Genomic DNA, 21,004 nt, shown 5'->3' with positions numbered 1-21,004 from the left:
GGGTGAATCGGGCGCGATGACGGATGCGGTCGCTTGAAGGTCACGGCGGGGTCGCCGAGATCGCATCGTCTCCCGCCGGGAGAAGTCCCATGGACGGCGAAGGCGTGACGGAGACCTTTTTCTACCCCTGGCAGGACGCCGACTGGCGGCGGCTGCAAGGGTTGCCCGACGCCGGGATCGGCGACCGCGCGGACGAAGGTCTGGTGGTCGGCACGCTGGACGAGGAGCGCTCGTTCGGCGCGCGTCCGGCCAGCCAGGTCGTGCTGGGCCAGGTGGCGCTGCGCGAGACGCGCGGCCCCCACGAGGTCTGGGCCCATGCCGCCGGGCGCGACCTGGCGGTCACCCAGCTGACGCCCCAGCCCTGCCGAGGCCACCTGCTGCGCGCCGGCCTGGGCGACATGGGCTTCGACGCCGGCGGCTTCGACGGCGACCTGCGGGTGCGCGGAACCCTGGCGACCAAGGGCTTCAGCATCGTCTCGGTGCTGGAGCAGGACGGGGTGCTGAACCAGTGGGGCCACCGGATCGAGGAGGGCGACATCCTGGCCATCCCGCCCGGCGGCGAACTGGACGGACGGTTCCAGGGGCGCACGGCCTACGCCGTCGTCACCGCGCCCTGGGGGCTGGTGATGCAGCGGGCCCAGGCCTTCGAGTGGCTGGCCGATCCCCAGTTCTGGACCGAGGCGGCCATCCATTCGCCCCCACCCGAGGCGCGCGCCGCCTGCAAGCGGGTGCTGCAGGGCTGCTCCAGCCTGTTGCGGGCCATGGGCGGGGCGGTGCCGGCCAGCGCGGTGGCCTTCCTGCGGCAAGAGCTTCTGGACGGGGTGCTGACCGCCCTGGCCCGGTCCAAGGCCGACGGCGTGCGCCGGCAGGGCGCGCTCAACGCCGCCCGGATCGTGCGCGGGGCCGAGGACTTCGTCGAGGGCGGCGGGGCGCGGCAGGCCATCCAGGTGGAGGACATCTGCGAGGCCCTGAACATCTCGCGCCGTACGCTCTACCGGGCCTTCCACGACTTGCTGGACGTCAGCCCCAAGGCCTATCTGCGGCTGCGCAGCATGTCGGCGGCCCGGGCCCGGCTGCTGGACGGCCGCGCGCATCCCACCACCGTGACCCAGGTGGCCCTCGACCACGGCTTCTGGGAGCTGGGCCGGTTCTCGGGCGCCTACCGGGCGATGTTCGGCGAGGCGCCGTCCGAGACCCTGCGCGGCGCCCTGGGCGAGGGGCCGAGGGGGCGCTGACCGCCTAAAGATCGCCGCTCGACGAACCCTGAACGTTGACAGGGGCCGCCCACCCCCCGAGTTTGGCCTCGGGCGCACGGGGCGCCTTGGGGTGAGGTGGCGTAGATGGTTGCAAGGCTCGCGCGGGGCGTCCCTCCCGACGGCGGTCGCTAGGCCTCCATGCGCCGCCCCACGGCCCTTGTCCTGTACGACTGGCGCGGCCAGTGGCCGATGCGCCGCTGGGAGCATCAGCGGATCTTCGCCTGGAAGGCGCACTTCCCCGGGCGGGTGGTGTTCCTGAACCTGGGCTTTCCCTTCAATCCGGCCTGGATATCGGCGCTGGATCCGGAGGTGGTGCTGATCGACGCCACCGCCCTGGCCGGGCGCTATACGCCCCGTGGCTGGGGCGCGCTGGAGCAGGCCGCCGCCGCCATCCCGGCCCGCGCCCGCCGCGTGGCGGCTCCGTTGGACGAGTTCCTCAGCCTGGGCCGCCTGCGCGACTTCCTGGTCCGGGCGCGGATCGACCTCTTGCTGACCGCCGTCGATCCGGCCCAGTGGGACGGCTTCTATCCGCCCGAAAACCGGCCCTACGAGATCCGCCGCTTTCTCACCGCCTATGTCGACGACGCCCTGGTGCGGCTGGCCTCGAAGGTGTCGCCTGACTTGGCCAAGCGGCCGATCGCGGTCAGCTACCGGGCCTGGGCCGCGCCGGCCTGGCTGGGCGAGATGGGGGCGCTCAAGCGCGAGGTCGGTCTGCGGGCCGCGGCCTGGGCGCACGACCGGGGGCATCGCGCCGACGTGGCGGTGGACGGCGAGCGGCGGCTGGTCGGCGACGCCTGGATCCGCCTGCTGGGTTCCAGCCGCGCGGTGGCCGGGGTCGAGGGCGGCTCGTCCCTGATCGACACCGACGGCGACCTGCCGGTCGACGATCCCACGCCGCTGGATCTGGACGGAGCCTGGTCGCCGCCGGCCTCGGCGCGGCCGACAGAGGTCCGGGCCCTGTCGCCGCGCCATCTGGAGGCGGTGGTCACCCGCACCTTCCAGGTCCTGGTCGAGGGCGACTATTGCGGGGTGCTGGAGGCGGGGCGCCACTACCAGCCGGTGGGGCGGGACCTGGCCGACATGGACGCGGCCCTGGACCGCAGCCGCGACCTGCCCCACGCCCAGGCCATGGCCGACCGGGCCTATGACGAGATCGTCGCCTCGGGCCGCTACAGCTGGCGCACGGCCGTGCGGGCGGTTAGCGACCAGGTGCTGGCGTGAGCCGCCCCCCGCTGGGCTTGGTGACCCTGCTGCGCCTGCGCGACTGGGCGGGCTGGGCGATGATCGTGGTGGAGTCCCGCTGGCAGTCGGCGCCCGCCCCGGTGCGCGCCGTCCTGCGCCGCGTGGCGCGGGTGCGGCCCGTGCGGCGGCTGCTGGGGATCGACTGAGGCCTACCTCGGCCGGCGCAGGCGGTTGAACAGGCCGTACAGCCCCAGCCGGCGCAGGACGCCGCCCGCCAGGCGGCGCGCGGGGCGAGGCTTGCGCAGTTCGTGGGGGTTGTCGATCAGCTGCACCGGATGGGCGGCGCGGAACTTGGCGCCGACGCCCTCGTGCGACGAGGCGCGGGGGCGGTCGGCCATCAGCTCGGCCACCCGCCCGTCGAACTGCTCGATCATCGCCGAATAGGAATAGGCCGGGTTCAGGGCGATCTCGGCATAGGCGTTCGCGATGATCTCGGCCACCCGGTCGGTGTCGCGCAGCACCTCGGCCACCTGCGCCATGTTGCCGTGGTCCTTGTCCAGCGGGACGTAGTGCCGCCACGGCTGCATGACGTCGGAATAGCGGCCGGGATAGGCGATGATCAGGGTGCGCAGGGCGATGGCCTCGAACACCCGGGGCGAGATCTGGGCGATGTCGATCTCGTCCTCGCGCCCCGAGAAGAACCGGTCGCGCAGGGTCTCGTACGAGACCTTTTTGCCCATGCCGGGGATAGGGTGCGGACGCTCGACCAGGGCCGCGAAGCTCTCGCTGCGCGCGGCCACCGCGCCGTCGAAGTCGAAGACGCTGGCGCCGCTCTCGACGGCCAGCACCGCCTGGCAGTTGCGGATGAAGTCGATCCAGTCGCGGCCGTAGAGCCGGCTCTCCTCGGACCAGGCGATGTCGGTCGAAATGCCCAGGCGCTGGGCGTCGCGCTTGAACAGCTTGCCGATCCGCACCTTCTCGCGGCCCTGCTCGCCGTGCCAGGCCGGATAGGTGCGGCCGCGATAGCCCACCATGGTTTTGCGCACGGCCAGGGGCAGCGGCTGGTAGTGGGGCAGCCAATAGGGGACGTAGCCGGTCAGCACCTGGTGGGTCAGCAGCCGGCCCTGGCGGACCCCGCCATAGACCCGCGCGGCCTCGGACGGCCCCAGGCAGGTGAAGACGATGTCCACGCCGCAGGCTTCCAGCGCCTCCAGGGTGGCGTTCACGAAGCGGTATTCGTCCTGGATGAACACCGCCTTGGCGCCCTTGAAGGCGGCCAGGGCTCGGCGCGAGCGCGGGCCGACATAGGCCTCCATCGCCAGGAACAGCGAGTAGTGGATGACGACCGCGTCGAAGGTCGACAGCTTGACGCCGTCGAAGATCTCGCCCGTCTTGGACAGCACGTGGATGTCGTGGCGGGAGTAGCGGACGAAGGCGTTGATGTGGTCGCAGATCGTGGCGGCGTTCTGCGGATCGTAGTTGCAGGCCAGCAGCACGCGCAGCGGCCGATCCTTGCGCGCGGCCGGATCCTCGGCCACCCGGGCGCGCCGCTTGCGATCGGCGAAGTCGGGCTTCGGACCAGGAGGGGGCGGTGGGGTGTCGTGGGTGTCCTTCATGCCCGCGCTCCGGTCGCGGAAGCGGCGTCGTTCGCCAGGAATCGGGCGATCGTGCGGACGATCCGCTCGGCCGCGTCGCCGGCGCCGTAGTCGTCGATGTCGCGGCGGGGGCGATAATCGGCCACCGTCCACAGGCGGTTCCACCCCGCGTCCACGGTCTCGCTCCATTCGGTGTCGTCGCGCAGGGTGACACACGGCTTGCGATGAAAATAGGCCTCCTTCTGCAGGCCGCCGGAGTCGGTCAGCACCAGGGCGCAGCCGGCCAGCAGGCGCTGCATGTCCAGAGGGCCGACGGGCTCGATCACCGTCAGGCCCGACAGGTCCACCCCGAAGCGGGCGGCGGCCTGGCGGGTGCGCGGGTGCAGGGGCAGGATCACCGGCAGTCGTTTGGCTTCGCGGCGCAGATAGCCGACGGCGGCGGCCAGGGCGGCGGCGCTGTCGGTGGTGGCCGCGCGGTGCAGGGTGGCCACGGCATAGGCGTCCGGCGCCAGGCCCAGGCGCGCCAGGATGTTGTCGCCGGAGACGGGCAGGGCGGCCATGGCCAGGACGGCGTCCTGCATCACGTCGCCCACATGCTCGACGCCCTCGACCAGACCCTCGCGCGCCAGATGGCCGACGGCGGCGCGGGTGGGGGCGAACAGCAGGCGGGACAGATGATCGACCACCACGCGGTTGGTCTCTTCCGGCATCGAGCGGTCGAACACCCGCAGGCCCGCCTCGACATGGGCCACGGGCACGCCGGACTTGGCGGCGGCCAGGGCCCCGGCCAGGGTGGAGTTGGTGTCGCCATAGACCACGACCAGGTCGGGCCGGACGCGGGCGATCACCCCGTCCAGGGCCGCCAGCATCCGGCCGGTCATCTCGCCGTGCGAGCCGCCGTGGATCCCGAGGTTCTCGGCGGGCTCGGGCAGACCCAGCTCGCGGAAGAAGCTGTCGGACAGGGCCGCGTCGTGATGCTGGCCGGTGTGGACCAAGACCTCGGTCAGGCCGGCGCGCCGGATGGCGCGGCTGACCGGCATGGCCTTGACGAACTGCGGCCGGGCGCCGACCACGGTCAGTAGGCGATGTGTCACGCCGGCTGCTCCGAGGCGACCTGGGCAAGGCGCGCGCGCACCCGGGCCACCATGCGGTCCAGCCCCTCGTCCAGCGACACCTTCGGCGTCACCCCCAGCAGGTCGCGCATGCGGGTCAGGCTGGGCTGCTTGGCGGCGGTCATCCGGGCGGGCAGGTCGTGCAGGGTGATCAGCGAGGGCGAGGCGTTCAGCCGGGCGCGCAGGCCCTCGGCCAGGGCCTCGATCGGCGTCACCTCGGGGTGGCCGATATTGATCACCGCATGCTCCTCGACGTTCGCGGCCGCCTCGATGGCGCGCACGGCGTCGGAGATGTGCAGCCAGCCGCGGGCGCTGCCCCGGTGCACCTCGATGGGCCGTCCGCGCGCCAGGTCGTGGGCGAAGCGGATCATGGCCGAGCGGTGGTCGCCGAAGTCCTCGTTCTCGTCATAGATCATGAACGGCCGCAGGGTGACGGCGCGCAGGCCGTGCTGGGCCACCTCGTAGTCCACCAGGCTCTCGCCCAGCAGCTTGGTCAGGCCGTAGCGGTTGTTGGGCCGGGGAACGGTGGCGGCCTCGTCCATCGGGCCGTCGGTGGGGCCGTAGACCTCGGACGTCGAGAAATAGACCAGCTTGGCGTCGGCGGCCTGGGCCAGCAGCACGACGTTGTTCAGGCCCCCCAGGTTGGTGCTGACCGCCAGGCTGGAGGCCTGCTCGCAGGTCACCCGGCTGACCACGGCGGCCAGGGCGAAGATCACGTCGGGCTTCCAGCGCAGGGTGGGCATCAGGTCGGCCGGCTGGTTGATGTCGACCTGCAGGTAGTCCTTGCGCCAGCCGGGCTTGATGTCGGCGCACAGCACCTCCCAGCCCTGGGCCCGCAGGTGGGCCGCCAGGGGCTTGCCGATATTGCCTTCCGATCCGATGACCAGGGCCCGCTTCATCCGACGCTCGCTGACTGTTCGCTACTGGCGGCCTGGTCGAGGTCGTCCTCGCCGAAGCCCGAAAGATTGATCACCCGTCGCAGCCCTTCAGGACGCTCGGCGTAGCGGTCGCCCGTGCGGGGGCAGACCAGGTCCGGACCCAGCACCTCGCCGGCGTGGCTGACCCAGCCGATGCGCCGCGCCGGGACGCCGGCCATCAGGGCCAGGGGCGGGACGTCGTGGGTGATGACCGCCCCCGCTGCGATCAGGCACCAGGCGCCCAGGGTGTTGCCGCAGACGATGGTGGCGTTGGCCCCAATGGTCGCGCCGCGCCGCACGCGGGTGGTCTTGAACTCGGTCTTGCGCTCGATCTCGGCGCGCGGGGTGGTGACGTTGGTGAACACGCAGCTGGGGCCGCAGAACACCCCGTCCTCCAGCACCACCCCGGCATAGAGGCTGACATTGTTCTGGATCTTGCAGCGGTCGCCGATGACGACGCCAGGACCGACGGCGACGTTCTGGCCCAGCACGCAGCCGGCGCCGATCCGGGCGCTGGCGGCCACATGGCTGAAGCGCCAGACGCGCGTGCCGGCCCCCAGCGTCGCGCCGGGCTCGATCTCGGCCGAGGGGTGGGCCCAGGCCGCCGGCGTATCGGATCCCACGCTCAGGCCTTCACGATCTTGCCGCTCAGGGCCGGATCGACCTTGGCGGTGGCGTTGCGGGTGTCGACCACCAGTGCGGTCTCGCGCACCAGGCGCTCGTAGTCGACGGCGTCGTGATCGGTGACGACGATGGCGCAGTCGAAGCCGGCCAGGGCGTCGCGGTCGATGTCGACCGAGGTCATGACGGTGTCGCCGACCACCAGCTCGGGCGCCAGCGGATCGTGATAGCTGACGAGGACGCCGTGGCTGCGCAGGATCTCGATGATGTCGCGGGCCGGGGTCTCGCGGGTGTCGTCGATGTTGCGCTTGTAGGCCACCCCGACCACCAGCACGTGCGCGCCGACGGGCGAGCGGCCGCGCTCGGCCAGGGCGTCCAGGGTCTTGTCGATCACCCGCCGGGGCATGGCCTGCGAGATCTCGCCGGCCAGCTCGACCATGCGCAGCGAGGTCCCCTCGGCCTTGGCCCGCCAGGCCAGGTAGAAGGGGTCGACCGGAATGCAGTGGCCGCCGATCCCGGGGCCGGGGAAGAAGGGCATGAAGCCGAAGGGTTTGGTCTGGGCCGCCTGGATCACTTCCCAGATGTCGATGCCCATGGCGTCGAAGCCGACCTTCAGCTCGTTGACCAGGGCGATATTGACGAAGCGGAAGACGTTCTCGGTCAGCTTGACCGCCTCGGCGGTGCGGGTGTCGCCCACCGGCACCGTGGTGGTGATGCTGTCGTAGAGGGCGCAGGTCAGGCGCCGTTCCATCTCGCTGTCGGCGCCGACGATCTTGGGGGTGGAGGTGGTGTCGAACGCCACATTGCCCGGATCCTCGCGCTCGGGCGAATAGGCCAGGGCGAAGTCGCGGCCCGCGCGCAGGCCGCTGCGCTCCAGGATCGGCCGCAGCACGTCGGCGGTGGCGCCGGGGAAGGTGGTCGATTCCAGCACCACCAACTGGCCCGGGCGCAGCACGCCGGCCAGGGTCTCGGCCACCTCGACCACGTGGCTCAGGTCGGGCGCGCGGTGCGAGGTAATCGGGGTGGGCACGCAGATCAGTATGGCGTCGGCGCGGGCCAGGACGTCGGCCGCGCCGGTGGCGGCGAAGCCCCCCTCGCGCATCTCCGCCACCCGGGCGTCGGAGAAGTGGCTGAGGTACGAGCGGCCGCCGGTCAGGGACGCCAGGCGGGCCGAATCCCGGTCGAAGCCCAGCACCGGAAAGCCCGCCGTGACGAAGGCCTCCGACAGCGGCAGGCCCACATAGCCCATGCCGACGACGCCGATCACGGCCTCGCGCTGCTGAAACTTCCGGATCAGATCTTGAAAGTTGGGAGCCTCGACGTCGAGACCTGCCAATGGAAACGCTGGCACATGGACGTTCATTGGCCCCTCGATCGTCGTTCGTTATCGTTGGTGTCGACGCCCCAGCCGACATGGAAGTAATCTACTCTGTAGGTTGGCTTAGGCAAGGGGCGTTCGTCTTTACGATGTGTTCGAAATCGGCCGTTTCAGCTTCTGTATTCACTGTATTGTTCAGATAAAGATCTTTCACTCTCGCAGTCGTCGACCGTTGTTATGCGGCGTTGGCAAGATGCCTGGGGCTCCGAAACTTCACTCCGAGAACTGAGGCTTGGCGGGGTTCAGTTGAGTTTGCACACGCTCCAGGACGCGTTGCACGTGAAGGCCTTCCTCAATACCCGTCAAGGGCGTGTCACGGGTCCGGCAACATTCGAGGAAGTGACGGATTTCGCGCGTCAGGGGAGCTTCGGCGACCAGATCGACGAACCGCGGATCCTCGCCCGAAGCGACCGGTCCGTTCGACGTGGCGGTGACCGCCTGGCGCCGCCAGGCCAGTTTCTCGGGCCAGGGGCGCACGTCGTCGAACACCAGGGCGCCGGTCTCGCCGACCACGACCAGTTTCTGCTCCTTGAAGGGGCTGAGCCAGCCGGCGGCGATGTGGGCGTGGACGCCGCCGGGAAAGACGAGATCGACATGGGCCTCGTCGACGATCCCCGAGGTGACGAAGGCTTGGCCGAGGGCGCGCGTCTCGTCGGGCGCGGCCCCGCCGACCAGGGCCAGGATCATCGAGATGTCGTGCGGCGAGAAGCTGAGGAAGACGTTCTCGTGGGCGCGGACCCGGCCCAGGCTCAGGCGCGAGGCCGAGATGTAGCGCAGGGCGCCGATCTCGCCGCGCGCGACGATGGCCAGCAGGGCCTCGAACGCCGGATGGTGGCGCAGCAGGTGGCCGATCATGAAGACGCGATCCGAGCGGCGGACCTCGGCGGCCAGGGCCTCGGCCTGCGCCAGGTCGAACGCCAGAGGCTTCTCGACGAAGACGTCCTTACCGTGCGCCAAGGCCTGGCGACAGAGCGCGGCGTGGGTCAGGGCCGGGGTGGCGACGATCAGGGCGTCGATCCCGGGATCGTTCAGCACCTGGGCCAGGGAGAGGGCGGGAACGCCATGGGCGGCGGCCTGGGCCTCCGCCGTCGCCGCGTCCTCGTCGACCACGGCGGCCAGAACCTCCAGCTCGGCGCAGGTGCGGACCAGGTTGCGCCCCCAGGCGCCGCAGCCGACGACGGCGACACGGGTCATGCAGAGGCCTCGGGGCCGGGCCAGCGCAGCGCCAGGTGGGTCTCGCCCACCGCCTCCAGCACGAAGCCCAGCCGGTGGTAGAACCTCTGGCCGTCCAGATTGTCGACGGCCACCTGCAGGGTCAGGGGCGTGGCGCGGGCCTTTGCCTCGTCCATCAGGGCCCGCAGGATGGCGCCGCCTACGCCCTGGGAGCGTCGCTCGGGCGTCAGGGCGATGTCGATCAGGTGCAGGGCCTCGTCGCCGCGATGGGTGGCCAGCCGCCCGGCCGGGGCGCCGTCGATCTCGACGATCTCCAGCCGGGCGTCGGGATAGGTCGCGGCATAGCCCCGGGTCTGGAGCTCGAACTGCTGCTCCATGATCTTGGCCAGCATCTCGGGCGGCAGGGGGACCAGGTCCCAGGCCGCGCCGCGCGAGACGCGGAACAGCGCCAGGCGGAAGGCCGCGTCGGCCTCCGTCTCGGGGCGCAGGCTGTAGGGCGGGGAGGCGCTCATCGGGCCTGCTCTCCGAGAGGGTGGGGCGGGAGGCTCTTCCCGTCCAGGTGGCGAAGCGCCCATAATGACGGGGCTTCGATTCCAACAGGGGGAACACCATGACCGACGGGCCCGTCATCTTGAGCGCCGAGACCTTCGATCCGCACATCGGCAAGATCTTCAAGGTGGAAGGCGCCGATCACGCCCTGGCGCTCAGCGACATCGAAATCGGCGTCAAGGAGGACTGGAGCCCGCGCCCGCCGTTCACCCTGGTGTTCAGCGCCCCGCCCGGAAACGTGCTGGCCGAGGGTCTGCACACCGTGACGCTGGAGGACGGCGCGGCCTTCGATCTCTATCTGATCCCGATCCACACGCCCGCGCCCGGGCGTCAGGACTATCAGGCGGTGTTCAACTAGCGGCACGCGACGCGACCCGAAAACAAAGGCGCGCCCCGAGCCGTTTCAGGGTTCGAGGCGCGCCGGAAAGCCAAGGCGAAGTTTCTAGTTCCGCGAAGGATAGATCCCGTTCAGGGCGATGCAGATATTCAGCGTCAGGTAGGGCTGGCGGTTTTCGTGCGGCTGGTTGCCGCCCGCCATGCCCAGGGCCTGGGGCGCCATCAACGACGTCGGCGTGGTCGTCGGGCTGTACATGTTGAAGGCCACCGCGGTGCCGGCGCTGCTCAGGCCCGCGGTCTGGCCGAAGCTGTTACCGGCCGCGGCCCCCGAGGTGTTGCTGCCGGCGGCGGCGGTGGCGTCCACCTTCAGGAAGTGGACGTGCTGGGGGATTTCGGTCTGCAGCAGGGTATGGCTGTACTGGCCCAGCTGCTCGCCCAGCACGTAGCCCTGGCCCACATGGCCCGGGACCATGGTCCTCAGATTGGGCAGGGCGAAGTTGGTCGTGCCGTTGCCGCCGTAGGTGGTGCCAAGCAGTGAGAACAGCGCCTGGTTCTGGGCGATCGACAGGAGCTGGCCGTTGCACATCGCCCAGTTCTTGGGGGCGAAGTTGAACGACATGATCCGGATCTCGCCCATGTATTGCATGCCCATGAGTCTTGCTCCTCGTGTTCTTTGCGGTCCGGGTCAGTTACGGGCGGGGAAAGCGCCCTGCAGGGCGATGCAGTAGTTCATGAACAACGTCGGCATGATGTTGTTGTGCGGCTGGCTGCCGCCGGCCAGGCCCAGGGTCTGGGGCGGAAACTGTGTCTGGGGCGAGCCTATGGGGCTGTAGAACAGGCCCTCGGTATAGTCCTGGATGTTGCCCGAATAGGCCTTGGCCGGCTGGTTGTTCGCCGCGGTGGTGACGGTGCCGAACGCGGTTGTCACCATCGGCGAGTGGGCGTGCATGGGCATCTCGGTCTGAATCAGCGTCACGCTCGCCGTGCCGCCGACCTGGCCCAGGTCATAGATTTGCAGGCCGGGGCCCGGCTGGTTGCGGCCCACGTGCAGCGGGATGCTGCCCATCAGGTTGGGCAGGCCGAAAGTCGCGCGGCCGTCGCCGCCGTAGGTGGTGCCCAGCAGCGAGAACAGTGCGGTGTTCTGCGAGATCGGCATCAGTTGGCCGTTGCATTGAGCCCAGCCCTTCGGAGCGAAGGGGAAGCTGAAGATGCGAATCTCCGCGAGAAATTGATCGCTCATCTCTTTGAGTCTCCAGATTTTTTCGAGCGGAGGGCTTCAGTTCTGCGACGGGAAGATGCCGTACAGCGCGATGATGAAGTTGATGCCCAGATAGGGCTGCATGTTCTCGTGCGGCTGGTTGCCGCCGGCGATCGTCGTGGAGTTGGCGGTCAGGGCGATCTGCGCGTTCGCGGCGCTGTAGGGGATGTAGGCGTTGATGCCCGTGCCGGTCGGCCCCTGGTTCGACAGCATGCTGCTGGTCGTGGGCACGGTCAGGGTGCCCGCGTTGTTGGACGCGAACATCGGGTGGGTGTGGGCGGGCATCTGCTGGGAAATCAGGGTGACGCTCTCGACGCCGGCCTTCTCGCCCATGACATAGGTCGTGCCGGCGTTGGTGCCCTGGTGGGTGGGAACCCGGCCCCGCATGTCGGGGAGCGCGAAGGTGGTCACCCCGTCGCCGCCGTAGGTGGTGCCGATCAGGTTGTACAGCGTGTCGTTGTCGGCGATCGCCTGGATCGCGCCGTCGCACATCGCCCAACCCTGTGGGGGGAAGTTGCCCCCAAACATACGGATTTCGCCAACATAAGGCTGGGTCATGCTTGGTTCCCTCGCTCCAAAGTCTGTGCGCAATTTTAGGGTGCGTCTCTGGGACTTTAAACCCTGAGTCGCCTTGAACGACCTAGTTCTTGACTAGAAAAGGCGCCCCCACCTCGCGATTGACCATGTCGTAACTCACTATCCTGAGCTGCACAATAGATGTGGAGAACGTCGTTCGCCGATTGGCGTAAGTGTGCTTGTGTCGCTGGGGACTCCTCGTTAAGGTTGCGCTCAGCGTTCGACTACAGGCAAAAGGGAGTTGGGGGGAAGCCGCTTCAGTTGGATGCCCGCACGCGCGAAATCGAGCTTCGCATCGTGTGGCGCGTCAGTGCGTCTCGCACCCATTCCTCGACATTTTTCATGTGGCGCGTAGCGCCCAGCGGCTTCCCGCGCGCGCGTGACTGCGCACGGTCCGCCGAGGCATAAGGGACTGATTCCATGCCGTTTTCCGGCCAACTGTGGTACCTCACCGAAGGCGGCGACGCCGACACTCGCCTCGTCCGCATCAATGACGACGGCACCAACAGCACGACCATCGTCGACAACGGCTCCGCGGGTACGGGCGACGACAAGTTCAGCGGCTCGTTGCTCGGCGACCTGGGTGTCGACACCGCGGCGGGCTTCTATTTCGCGATCATCAGCAGCGCCAACAACGACAACGCCACCCTGGTGAGGGGGGCGATCGGAAGCTCGGCCGCGCCGACCGCCGTGGTCACCTTCACGTCCACCTACATCGTCAACACGATCGAGGTCGACGCCTTCACCCACAGGATCTACGTCGGGATCCAGGACGGCTCGGGATCGAACGGCGCCGTCACCGGCATCAAGGTCTACAGCTACGACACGGCGGGCACGCTCACCGACCTGGGCTACATCACCACCGCCAACACCGACAGTCGCGCGGATATCAGCGGCCTCAAGATCCTGGATCCGCAGGACTTCGCGCTCGACAACTCGGTCGTCGCCGGCGGCCGGCTGTTCTACACCGAGCGGCTGGGCTCCACGTCCCTGGCCCTGTATCGCCTCGACCTGACCGCGCCGAACACCGCCACCAACATGATCGCCGCCAGCGCCTTCCCGTTGAACGGGAGCAACGGCCGGATCATCGACGTCGAGGTCGATGAGAGCAATCACAAGGTCTATTTCACGACCCGGTCGATCACGCCCTCGGGCGGCGCCAACTACGACGCCAACGACAACGCCATCTGGTGGATCGACGCCAGCGCGACCGATGGCACGCCCACCAAGGTGACGCTGAGCGGCATGCCGGCCAACTTCTACTACGGCGGCGACATGACGTTCGATCAATCGACGCGTCAGATCTATGTCGAGAGCGAAGAGACGACGGGCAGCGACACCGACGACGTGATCTACGTCCTCCAGCTGGACGCCGCCGGCACGACGGCCACCTATGTCCGCTCGATCTCGCCCGGCTTCACGCTGAGCGGCGCCAACATCGAAGGCATGGCCTTCACCGACCTGCCGACCCTGGCGGTGACGGGCACCAGCACCGGCGCGACCGAGCAGGGCGCCACGATCACCGCGCTGAACAGCGTGACGATCACCGACACCGACAGCGGCTATCTGACCGGCGCCACGGTGCAGATCACCGGCGGCACCTTCTCGTCCAACGAGAACAGCACGTCCGACGATCACCTGGGCTACACGTCGTCCAAGCAGATCTCGGGCACGATCGCCGGCACCAACATCACGATCAGCTGGACGGCGGCGACCGAGACCCTGACGCTGAGCGGCTACGACACCGTCGCCAACTACCAGGCCGCCCTGGCCTCCATCACCTACTGGGCCACGGGCGACAATCCGACCAACTACGGGTCCAACACCTCCCGCACCGTCACCTGGACGGTGTCGGACGGCACCCAGGGCGTGCTGGCCGGCTCGACCAACAGCGGCACGACCACGATCAACGTCTCGGCGGTCAACGACGCGCCGGTCAATGGCACGGTTTCCAGCGCCTCGGGCAACGAAGCCAGCGACATCGCCGTCACCGGCCTGCAGATCAGCGACGCCGACGCCAATCCGGCCTCGGCCACCATGACGGTCACCCTGAGCGTCACCAAGGGCGTGCTGACCCTGCGGACCAACGTCGCCAGCGGCCTGACGGCGGGCAATCTCAGCGGCAACGGCACCGCCACGGTGACCATCACCGGCACGATCAACGCCATCAACGCCACCCTGGCGGCCAGCAACGGCCTGCTCTTCCACGGCAACGCCAATCAGAGCGGCACCGACACCCTGACGGTGGTCACCAGCGACGGCGGGTCCACCGGCTCGGGCGGCACGCTGAGCGACACCGACAACTACACGATCACCATCGCCAACGTGAACGATGCGCCGACCGTGAGCGGCGACGGCACCGAGTCCGTCTCGGCGACCAACGAAGACATTTCGCCCACCACGCTGAGCAACACGATCAGCAGCCTGTTCGGCGGGCAGTACGCCGACGGCGACGGCGACGCCTTCGCGGGCGTGGCGATCATCGCGAACGGTTCCTCGGGCAGCACCGGCCAGTGGCAATACTGGAACGGCGCGACCTGGGTGAACATCGGCTCGACCTCGACGGCGGCGGCGGTGGAACTGTCCGCCTCCACGGCGATCCGCTTCGCGCCCGTCACCGACTTCAACGGCGCGGCCCCGACCCTGACGGTGCGGCTGGTCGACGCCTCGAACGGCGCCATCACCAACGGCACGGTCGTCAACACCACCACCAACGGCGGCTCGACCTCGTTCAGCACCGGCACGGTGGTGCTGAGCCACACGGTCACCGCGGTCAACGACTCGCCGGTCACCATCAACGGCGCGGCCGTGACCCTGACCTCGGTCGCCGAGGACAGCGCGCCCAGCGCCGGCCAGACCGTCACCTCGCTGTTCTCCAGCCACTTCAGCGACGCCAAGGACGGCGTGGACGCCAGCAACTTCACCGGCATCGCGGTGACGGCCAACGGCGCCTCGGCGGCCCAGGGCGTCTACCAGTACTATGACGGTGTGACCTGGCAGGACCTGCCGGCCGTCTCGACGTCCAGCGCCTTTGTCATCGGCGTCTCGACCCTGGTGCGCTTCGTGCCGGCCGCCGACTATTCCGGCATGCCGCCCAGCCTGACCGTCCACATGATCGAGGACGCGGGCGGCGCGGTCACCACGGGCCAGACGCTGGACCTGACCACCACCGGCGGCGCGACCCCGTACGGCACGGCCATGACCCTGGGCATCACGGTCACGGCGACCAACGACGCTCCGGTGGCCAGCGGCTCGGCCACCCTGGGCTCGGTCAACGAGGACACCGCCAGCCCCGGCGGCGCCACGGTCTCCAGCTTGTTCACCTCGCACTTCAGCGACCCCGACGGCGACGGCCTGGGCGGCGTGGCGATCACCGGCAATGCGGCGACCACCCAGGGCACGTGGCAGTACTCGACCAACGGCGGCGCCAATTGGACCGCCGTCGGCTCGCCGACCACCAGCACGGCGCTCATCCTGCCGAGCTCCGCGCTGCTCCGGTTCCTGCCGGCGGCCAACTTCAACGGGTCCGTCCCGGCCCTGACCGCGCACGTGATCGACGATTCCAGCGCGGTCAGCTTCAGCGCCTCGACCGATATCAGCAGCAACGGCGGCCAGACCCACTACAGCAGCGGCACGGTCGACCTCACCACCACCATCGCGGCGGTCAACGACACGCCCGTGGTTCCGGCCACGGCCACCGCGGTCGGCGCCACCGAACAGACGGCGGCGGTCCTGCTGGGTTCGCTGGCGGTGTCCGACACCGACCTGGACGCCTTCAACGGCGGCTCGGGCGACTATGCCGGCGCCACCTTCGTGGTCCAGCGCAACGGCGGGGCCAACACCGCCGACACCTTCGGCTTCAGCACCAGCGGCGCGTCGTTCACGGTCAGCGGTTCGAACCTGCAGGTCGGCGGCCTGACCTTCGCCACCTTCGCGGTGGTGAGCGGCCAACTGACCATCACCTTCACCAGCTCGGGCGCCGTGGCCACCTCGGCCCTGGTCGACGATGTGGTGCAGCACATCACCTACACCAACACCAGCGACGCTCCGCCCTCGTCGGTGAACATCTCCTACCAGATCGTCGATGGCGGCTCGAGCGGCAACCAGGGCGGGGTCAGCAGCGAGCAGGCCACCGGCGTCGTCCTGGTCAACATCACCGCGACCAACGACGTCCACACCGGCGGCGCCAGCATCACCGGCACGGTGGCCGAGGACGAAACGCTGACCGCGGTCTCGACCCTGGCCGATCCCGACGGCCTGGGCACGCTGCACTATCAATGGCAGCGCGACGTCGGCGGCGGCTACGTCAATGTCGGCGCCGACCAGGCGACCTATGTCCTGGGCGACGGCGACATCGGCGGCGTGGTCCGCGTGGTGATCTACTATACCGACGCCGGCGGCACGGTGGAATCGGCGACCAGCGCCGGCACCGCCGCCGTCACCGCCACCAACGACGCCCCGACGGGCGGCGTGTCGATCACCGGCACGACGACCGAGGACCAGGTTCTCACCGCCGACACCTCGACCCTGGCCGACAGCGACGGCCTGGGTACGCTGCACTACGACTGGCAGCGCGATACGGGCAGCGGCTTCGTCTCGATCGGCGCGGCCGACCAGGCCACCTACACCCTGGACGACCCCGACGTGGGGGCCACGATCCGCGTGGTGGTCAGCTACACCGACGGCCAGGGCTTCTCCAATTCGGTGACCTCGGCCGACACCAACCAAATCCTGGGCGTCAACGACCCGCACACCGGCGGGGCCTCGATCACCGGCACGGCGACCGAGGACCAGGTCCTCACCGCGGTCTCGACCCTGGCCGACGTCGACGGCATCGGCGCGCTGCACTACGACTGGCAGCGCGACACGGGTTCGGGCTTCGTCTCGACCGGCGCGGCCGACCAGGCCACTTATACGCTCGGCGACGCCGACGTGGGCGGCGTGGTCCGGGTGATCATCAGCTACACCGACGCCCAGGGCTTCACGGAATCGGCCACCAGCGCCGGCACGTCCGCCGTCGCCGCCGTCAACGACGCGCACACCGGCGGGGCGTCGATCACCGGCACGACGACAGAGGACCAGGTGCTGACGGCCGTCTCGACCCTGGCCGATGTCGATGGCCTGGGCACGCTGCATTACGACTGGCAGCGCGACACGGGCAGCGGCTACGTCTCGACCGGCGCGGCCGACCAGGCGACCTACACGCTCGGCGACGCCGACGTGGGGGCTTCGGTCCGGGTGGTGATCAGCTACACCGACGGCCAGGGCTTCTCGGAATCGGCCACCAGCGCCGGCACCGCCGCCGTCGCCGGCGTCAACGATCCGCACACTGGCGGGGCCTCGATCACCGGCACGACGACCGAGGATCAGGTGCTGACGGCGGTCTCGACCCTGGCCGACGTCGATGGCCTGGGCACGCTGCACTATGACTGGCAGCGCGACACGGGCAGCGGTTTCGTCTCGACCGGCGCGGCCGATCAGGCGACCTACACCCTGGGCGACGCCGACGTCGGCGGCGTGGTTCGGGTGGTGATCAGCTACACCGACGGTCAGGGCTTCGCGGAATCGGCCACCAGCGCCGGCACCGCCGCCATCGCCGCCGTCAACGACGCCCCGACGGGCGGCGTGTCGATCACCGGCACGACGACCGAGGACCAGGTGCTGACCGCCGACACCTCGACCCTGGCCGATGTCGACGGCCTGGGCACGCTGCACTACGACTGGCAGCGCGACACCGGCTCGGGCTTCGTCTCGACCGGCGCGGCCGACCAAGCGACCTATACCCTGGGTGACGCCGACGTGGGCGGCGTGGTCCGCGTGGTGGTCAGCTACACCGACGGCCAGGGCTTCTCCAACGCCGCCACCAGCGCGGGCACGGCCGCCATCGCCGCCGTCAACGACGCGCACACCGGCGGGGCGTCGATCACCGGCACGACGACCGAGGACCAGGTGCTGACCGCGGTCTCGACCCTGGCCGACGTCGATGGCCTGGGCACGCTGCACTACGACTGGCAGCGCGACACGGGCAGCGGCTACGTCTCGACCGGCGCGGCCGACCAGGCGACCTACACCCTGGGCGACGCCGACGTGGGCGCCACGGTCCGGGTGGTGATCAGCTACACCGACGGCCAGGGCTTCTCGGAATCGGCCACCAGCGCCGGCACCGCCGCCATCGCCAACGTCAACGATCCCCACACCGGCGGCGTGTCGATCACCGGCACGACCGCCCAGAACCAGACCCTCACCGCCAACTCGACCCTGGCGGACGCCGACGGCCTGGGCACGCTGCACTACCAGTGGCAGCGCGACACCGGTTCGGGCTTTACCAATGTCGGCGCCGACCAGGCCACCTACACCCTGGGCGCGGGCGACATCGGCGGCGTGATCCGCGTGGTGACCAGCTACACCGACGGCCACGGCACGGCGGAATCGGCGACCTCGGCGGCCACGGCCACCATCGCCGCCGCCAACGGCCCGCACACCGGCACGGTGACCATCACCGGCACGACGACGGAAGACCAGGTGCTGACGGCGGTCTCGACCCTGGCCGACCCGGGCGGGCTGGGCACGCTGCACTACCAGTGGCAGCGCAACACCGGCTCGGGCTTCGTCAATGTCGGCTCGGACCAGGCGACCTACACCCTGGGCGATCCCGATGTGGGCGCCACGATCCGCGTCGTGGTCAGCTACACCGACGGCCAGGGCGTCTTCGAGAGCGAAACCAGCGCCGCGACCGCCGCGGTGGTCAATATCAACGACGCCCCGACCGGCGCGGTGACCATCACCGGCACGGTCGCCGAGGACAGCGTCCTGACGGCCAACACCTCGACCCTGGGCGACGCCGACGGTCTGGGTCCGTTGCACTACCAATGGCAGCGCAACAGCGGTTCGGGCTTCGTCAATGTCGGCTCCGACCAGGCCACCTACACGCTCGGCGACGCCGACGTGGGCGCGACCTTCCGCGTCGTCGTCAGCTACACAGACCTGCACGCCACGCCGGAAACCAAGACCAGCACGGCGACCGGCGCGGTGGCCGGCGTCAACGACGCCCCCGTGGCGGTCAACGACGCGATCTCGGTGGTGCAGCGCCTGTCGGTCACCGGCTCGGTGCGGACCAACGACAGCGACATCGACAACGCCACCTCGGCCCTGACGGTCACCAACGTGGCCTTCAACTTCACCCACGTGAACCAGAACGTGGTGGCCGGCGGCACCTCGGTGGTCGGCGGCTTCGGCACGCTGACGATCAATCCGGACGGCACCTACAGCTATGTGGCCAACCAGGAAGGCCTGATCATCGGCCAGGTGGTGACCGACAAGTTCGACTACACCATCAAGGATCCGTCGGGGGCCTCGGCGACCGCGCAGCTGACGGTGACCATCACCGGCTCGGCGACCGGCAACGCCAACGCCAACATCATCATCAGCGACGGCAACGCCCACACCCTGACGGGCCGTGGCGGGGCCGACACCCTGACGGGCGGCGGCGGGGCCGACGTGTTCGCCTACGAGGCGCTCAGCGACTCCACCCTGTCGGCCTACGACACGATCACCGACTTCACGCACGGCGCGGACACCCTGCGCCTGACGCCGCTGATCACCGGCTCGACCAAGCTGACCCTGGTCACCGACGGAACCAACAAGTTCCTCTATATCGACCAGAACGGCGACGGCACGTCCGACGGCCTGATCCTGTCGCAGGGCCTGGGCCTGGAGGTGACCGACATCGTCACCGGCAACGCCAACTTCGGCTTCACGGTCTACGGCTCCAGCGGGGCCGACACCCTGACCGGCGGCGCGGGCGCCGACGTGATCGCCGGCTTCGGCGGCGGCGACACCATCCGCGGCGGCGGCGGCGCCGACCTGCTGTACGGCGGGGCCGGGGCCGACACCTTCGTCTATGCGAACGGCGACTCCACCCTCAGCGGCTGGGACCTGATCTCGGACTTCACCACGGGCAGCGACAAGCTGAACATCTCGGCGGCCGACGCCGGCACCGTGGTGATCGCCCGCTTCGGCACGACCAACTTCATCTACTTCGGGTCGGGCAGCGGCAACGTCGTGCAGGTCAACGGCGAGATCAATGTCGACGACCTGATCGTCAGCGGCGCGGTCACCGGGGTCACCATCTTCGGCGGCTTCGGAACCGAGACGCTGCGCGGCGGGGCCGGCAAGGACGTGCTGATCGGCGGAACGGGCAACACCACCCTGATCGGCGGCGTCGGGGCCGACATCCTGTACGGCGGCGGCGGCAACGACACCTTCCTCTACACCTCGGTGTCGCACTCCAACCTGACCGCCTACGACCTGATCGTCGGCTTCGACTACGGCCACGACAAGATCGACATCTCGGCGATCGACGGCGGCAAGGTCACGATGGCCCGTTTCGAAGGCAACACCTTCGTCTATTCGGCGCCGAACGGCAGCGGCGACCTGCAGTCGGTCATCGCGGTCCAGGGCACGCAGCTGCAGGTCTCCGACCTGGTCGTCAGCACCACCAACCAGGCCTTCAACATCGTGGGCGACGGCAACAACCACAATGTGGCCGACACCCTGGTGGGCCTGGGCGGGAACGACATCCTCTACGGCCTGGACGGGAACGACACCCTGACGGGCGGCGGCGGGGCCGACTTCCTGGTGGGCGGCACGGGGGCGGACACCTTCGTGTACACGGCCGCCAACCAAAGCTCGCCCTTCGCCTCGGACCTGATCTTCGACTTCACCACCAGCCAAGGTGACAAGATCAGCCTGACGGCGATCGACGCCAACTCCAACACGGGGGCCAACGACGCCTTCACGGTGGTGTCGTCCTTCAACCACACGGCCGGCCAGCTGATCATCGCCACGCCGGACGCGTCGGGCTACTACCACGTCTCGGGCGACGTGAACGGCGACGGCGTCGCCGATTTCGTCATCGCGGTGAAGGCCACCACGACGCTTTCGGCCTCGGACATCCTGCTCTAGGGCGGGACGCTCCCGACGACGGGGCCGGATCGATCCTCACGGGTCGGTCCGGCCCTTTCGCGTTTTGGGGCGCCCACTGATTTCAGC

At 69.4% G+C, this 21,004-nt stretch carries 15 protein-coding genes; 5 read left to right on the top strand and 10 right to left on the bottom strand.

The annotated features are described in order from the left end of the window. Positions 1 to 89: 89 nt before the first annotated feature. The 3 genes from AC07OA_RS14685 (at position 90) to AC07OA_RS14675 (ending at position 2,644) form a co-directional block, all read left to right on the top strand. The gene (locus AC07OA_RS14685; RefSeq protein WP_494664550.1) at positions 90 to 1,235 is read left to right on the top strand and encodes a helix-turn-helix domain-containing protein; all 1,146 of its coding nucleotides are present in this window, start codon (positions 90 to 92) and stop codon (positions 1,233 to 1,235) included. Between the two features lie 159 nt (positions 1,236 to 1,394). Next, positions 1,395 to 2,477 (top strand): hypothetical protein, encoded by a 1,083-nt coding sequence (locus AC07OA_RS14680; protein ID WP_494664549.1) that lies wholly within the window; start codon positions 1,395 to 1,397, stop codon positions 2,475 to 2,477. Then, positions 2,474 to 2,644 carry a hypothetical protein gene (locus AC07OA_RS14675; RefSeq protein WP_494664548.1) on the top strand — a complete coding sequence of 57 codons (171 nt, stop codon included), beginning with the start codon at positions 2,474 to 2,476 and terminating at the stop codon, positions 2,642 to 2,644. Before AC07OA_RS14680 ends, AC07OA_RS14675 begins: the two co-directional genes overlap by 4 nt. Positions 2,645 to 2,647: 3 nt before the next feature. Here AC07OA_RS14675 and AC07OA_RS14670 read toward each other — a convergent pair whose 3' ends face one another. The 7 genes from AC07OA_RS14670 to AC07OA_RS14640 all read right to left on the bottom strand — a co-directional run bounded on the left by AC07OA_RS14670 (position 2,648) and on the right by AC07OA_RS14640 (position 9,746). Beyond that, entirely contained in the window at positions 2,648 to 4,054 is a 1,407-nt protein-coding gene (locus tag AC07OA_RS14670; protein ID WP_494664547.1) for a hypothetical protein, read from the bottom strand. Next, entirely contained in the window at positions 4,051 to 5,127 is a 1,077-nt protein-coding gene (gene wecB, locus AC07OA_RS14665; RefSeq protein ID WP_494664546.1) for a non-hydrolyzing UDP-N-acetylglucosamine 2-epimerase, read from the bottom strand. Before wecB ends, AC07OA_RS14670 begins: the two co-directional genes overlap by 4 nt. Further along, positions 5,124 to 6,044, bottom strand: a complete 921-nt coding sequence (locus tag AC07OA_RS14660; protein WP_494664545.1) for an NAD-dependent epimerase/dehydratase family protein — start codon at positions 6,042 to 6,044, stop codon at positions 5,124 to 5,126. Before AC07OA_RS14660 ends, wecB begins: the two co-directional genes overlap by 4 nt. Then, positions 6,041 to 6,685 (bottom strand): acyltransferase, encoded by a 645-nt coding sequence (locus AC07OA_RS14655; RefSeq protein ID WP_494664544.1) that lies wholly within the window; start codon positions 6,683 to 6,685, stop codon positions 6,041 to 6,043. Before AC07OA_RS14655 ends, AC07OA_RS14660 begins: the two co-directional genes overlap by 4 nt. Positions 6,686 to 6,687: 2 nt before the next feature. Beyond that, positions 6,688 to 7,950, bottom strand: a complete 1,263-nt coding sequence (locus tag AC07OA_RS14650; RefSeq protein ID WP_494664543.1) for a nucleotide sugar dehydrogenase — start codon at positions 7,948 to 7,950, stop codon at positions 6,688 to 6,690. Positions 7,951 to 8,274: 324 nt separating this feature from the next. Continuing rightward, on the bottom strand, positions 8,275 to 9,255 hold the full coding sequence (locus tag AC07OA_RS14645; protein WP_494664542.1) for a Gfo/Idh/MocA family oxidoreductase: 981 nt from the start codon (positions 9,253 to 9,255) through the stop codon (positions 8,275 to 8,277). Then, positions 9,252 to 9,746, bottom strand: coding sequence for a GNAT family N-acetyltransferase (locus AC07OA_RS14640; RefSeq protein ID WP_494664541.1), 495 nt, complete (start codon positions 9,744 to 9,746; stop codon positions 9,252 to 9,254). The genes AC07OA_RS14645 and AC07OA_RS14640 overlap by 4 nt, the downstream gene beginning before the upstream one ends. Positions 9,747 to 9,844: 98 nt before the next feature. Here AC07OA_RS14640 and AC07OA_RS14635 point away from each other — a divergent pair, with 98 nt between their 5' ends. Then, positions 9,845 to 10,141, top strand: coding sequence for a DUF6916 family protein (locus AC07OA_RS14635; protein ID WP_494664540.1), 297 nt, complete (start codon positions 9,845 to 9,847; stop codon positions 10,139 to 10,141). 84 nt (positions 10,142 to 10,225) lie between these two features. On the opposite strand, the gene AC07OA_RS14630 is transcribed toward AC07OA_RS14635, so the two are convergent. Genes AC07OA_RS14630 through AC07OA_RS14620 form a run of 3 tightly spaced genes read right to left on the bottom strand, consistent with a single transcriptional unit; the run spans position 10,226 to position 11,905 of the window. Further along, complete coding sequence (locus tag AC07OA_RS14630; protein WP_494664539.1) at positions 10,226 to 10,771, bottom strand: phage tail protein; 546 nt, start codon at positions 10,769 to 10,771, stop codon at positions 10,226 to 10,228. A gap of 33 nt (positions 10,772 to 10,804) precedes the next feature. Then, positions 10,805 to 11,359 carry a phage tail protein gene (locus AC07OA_RS14625; protein ID WP_494664538.1) on the bottom strand — a complete coding sequence of 185 codons (555 nt, stop codon included), beginning with the start codon at positions 11,357 to 11,359 and terminating at the stop codon, positions 10,805 to 10,807. A 36-nt stretch (positions 11,360 to 11,395) separates the two neighbouring features. Next, positions 11,396 to 11,905 carry a phage tail protein gene (locus AC07OA_RS14620; RefSeq protein ID WP_494664663.1) on the bottom strand — a complete coding sequence of 170 codons (510 nt, stop codon included), beginning with the start codon at positions 11,903 to 11,905 and terminating at the stop codon, positions 11,396 to 11,398. A gap of 468 nt (positions 11,906 to 12,373) precedes the next feature. Between AC07OA_RS14620 and AC07OA_RS14615 the strand changes: the two genes are divergently transcribed. Beyond that, entirely contained in the window at positions 12,374 to 20,917 is an 8,544-nt protein-coding gene (locus AC07OA_RS14615) for a M10 family metallopeptidase C-terminal domain-containing protein (RefSeq protein WP_494664537.1), read from the top strand. The last annotated feature ends 87 nt before the right edge of the window (positions 20,918 to 21,004 follow it).

Source organism: Caulobacter sp. GW821-FHT09B08 (assembly GCF_059418225.1).
The sequence above is the reverse complement of the archived record's forward strand: the minus strand, read 5'-3'. Positions and strand labels throughout refer to the sequence as shown.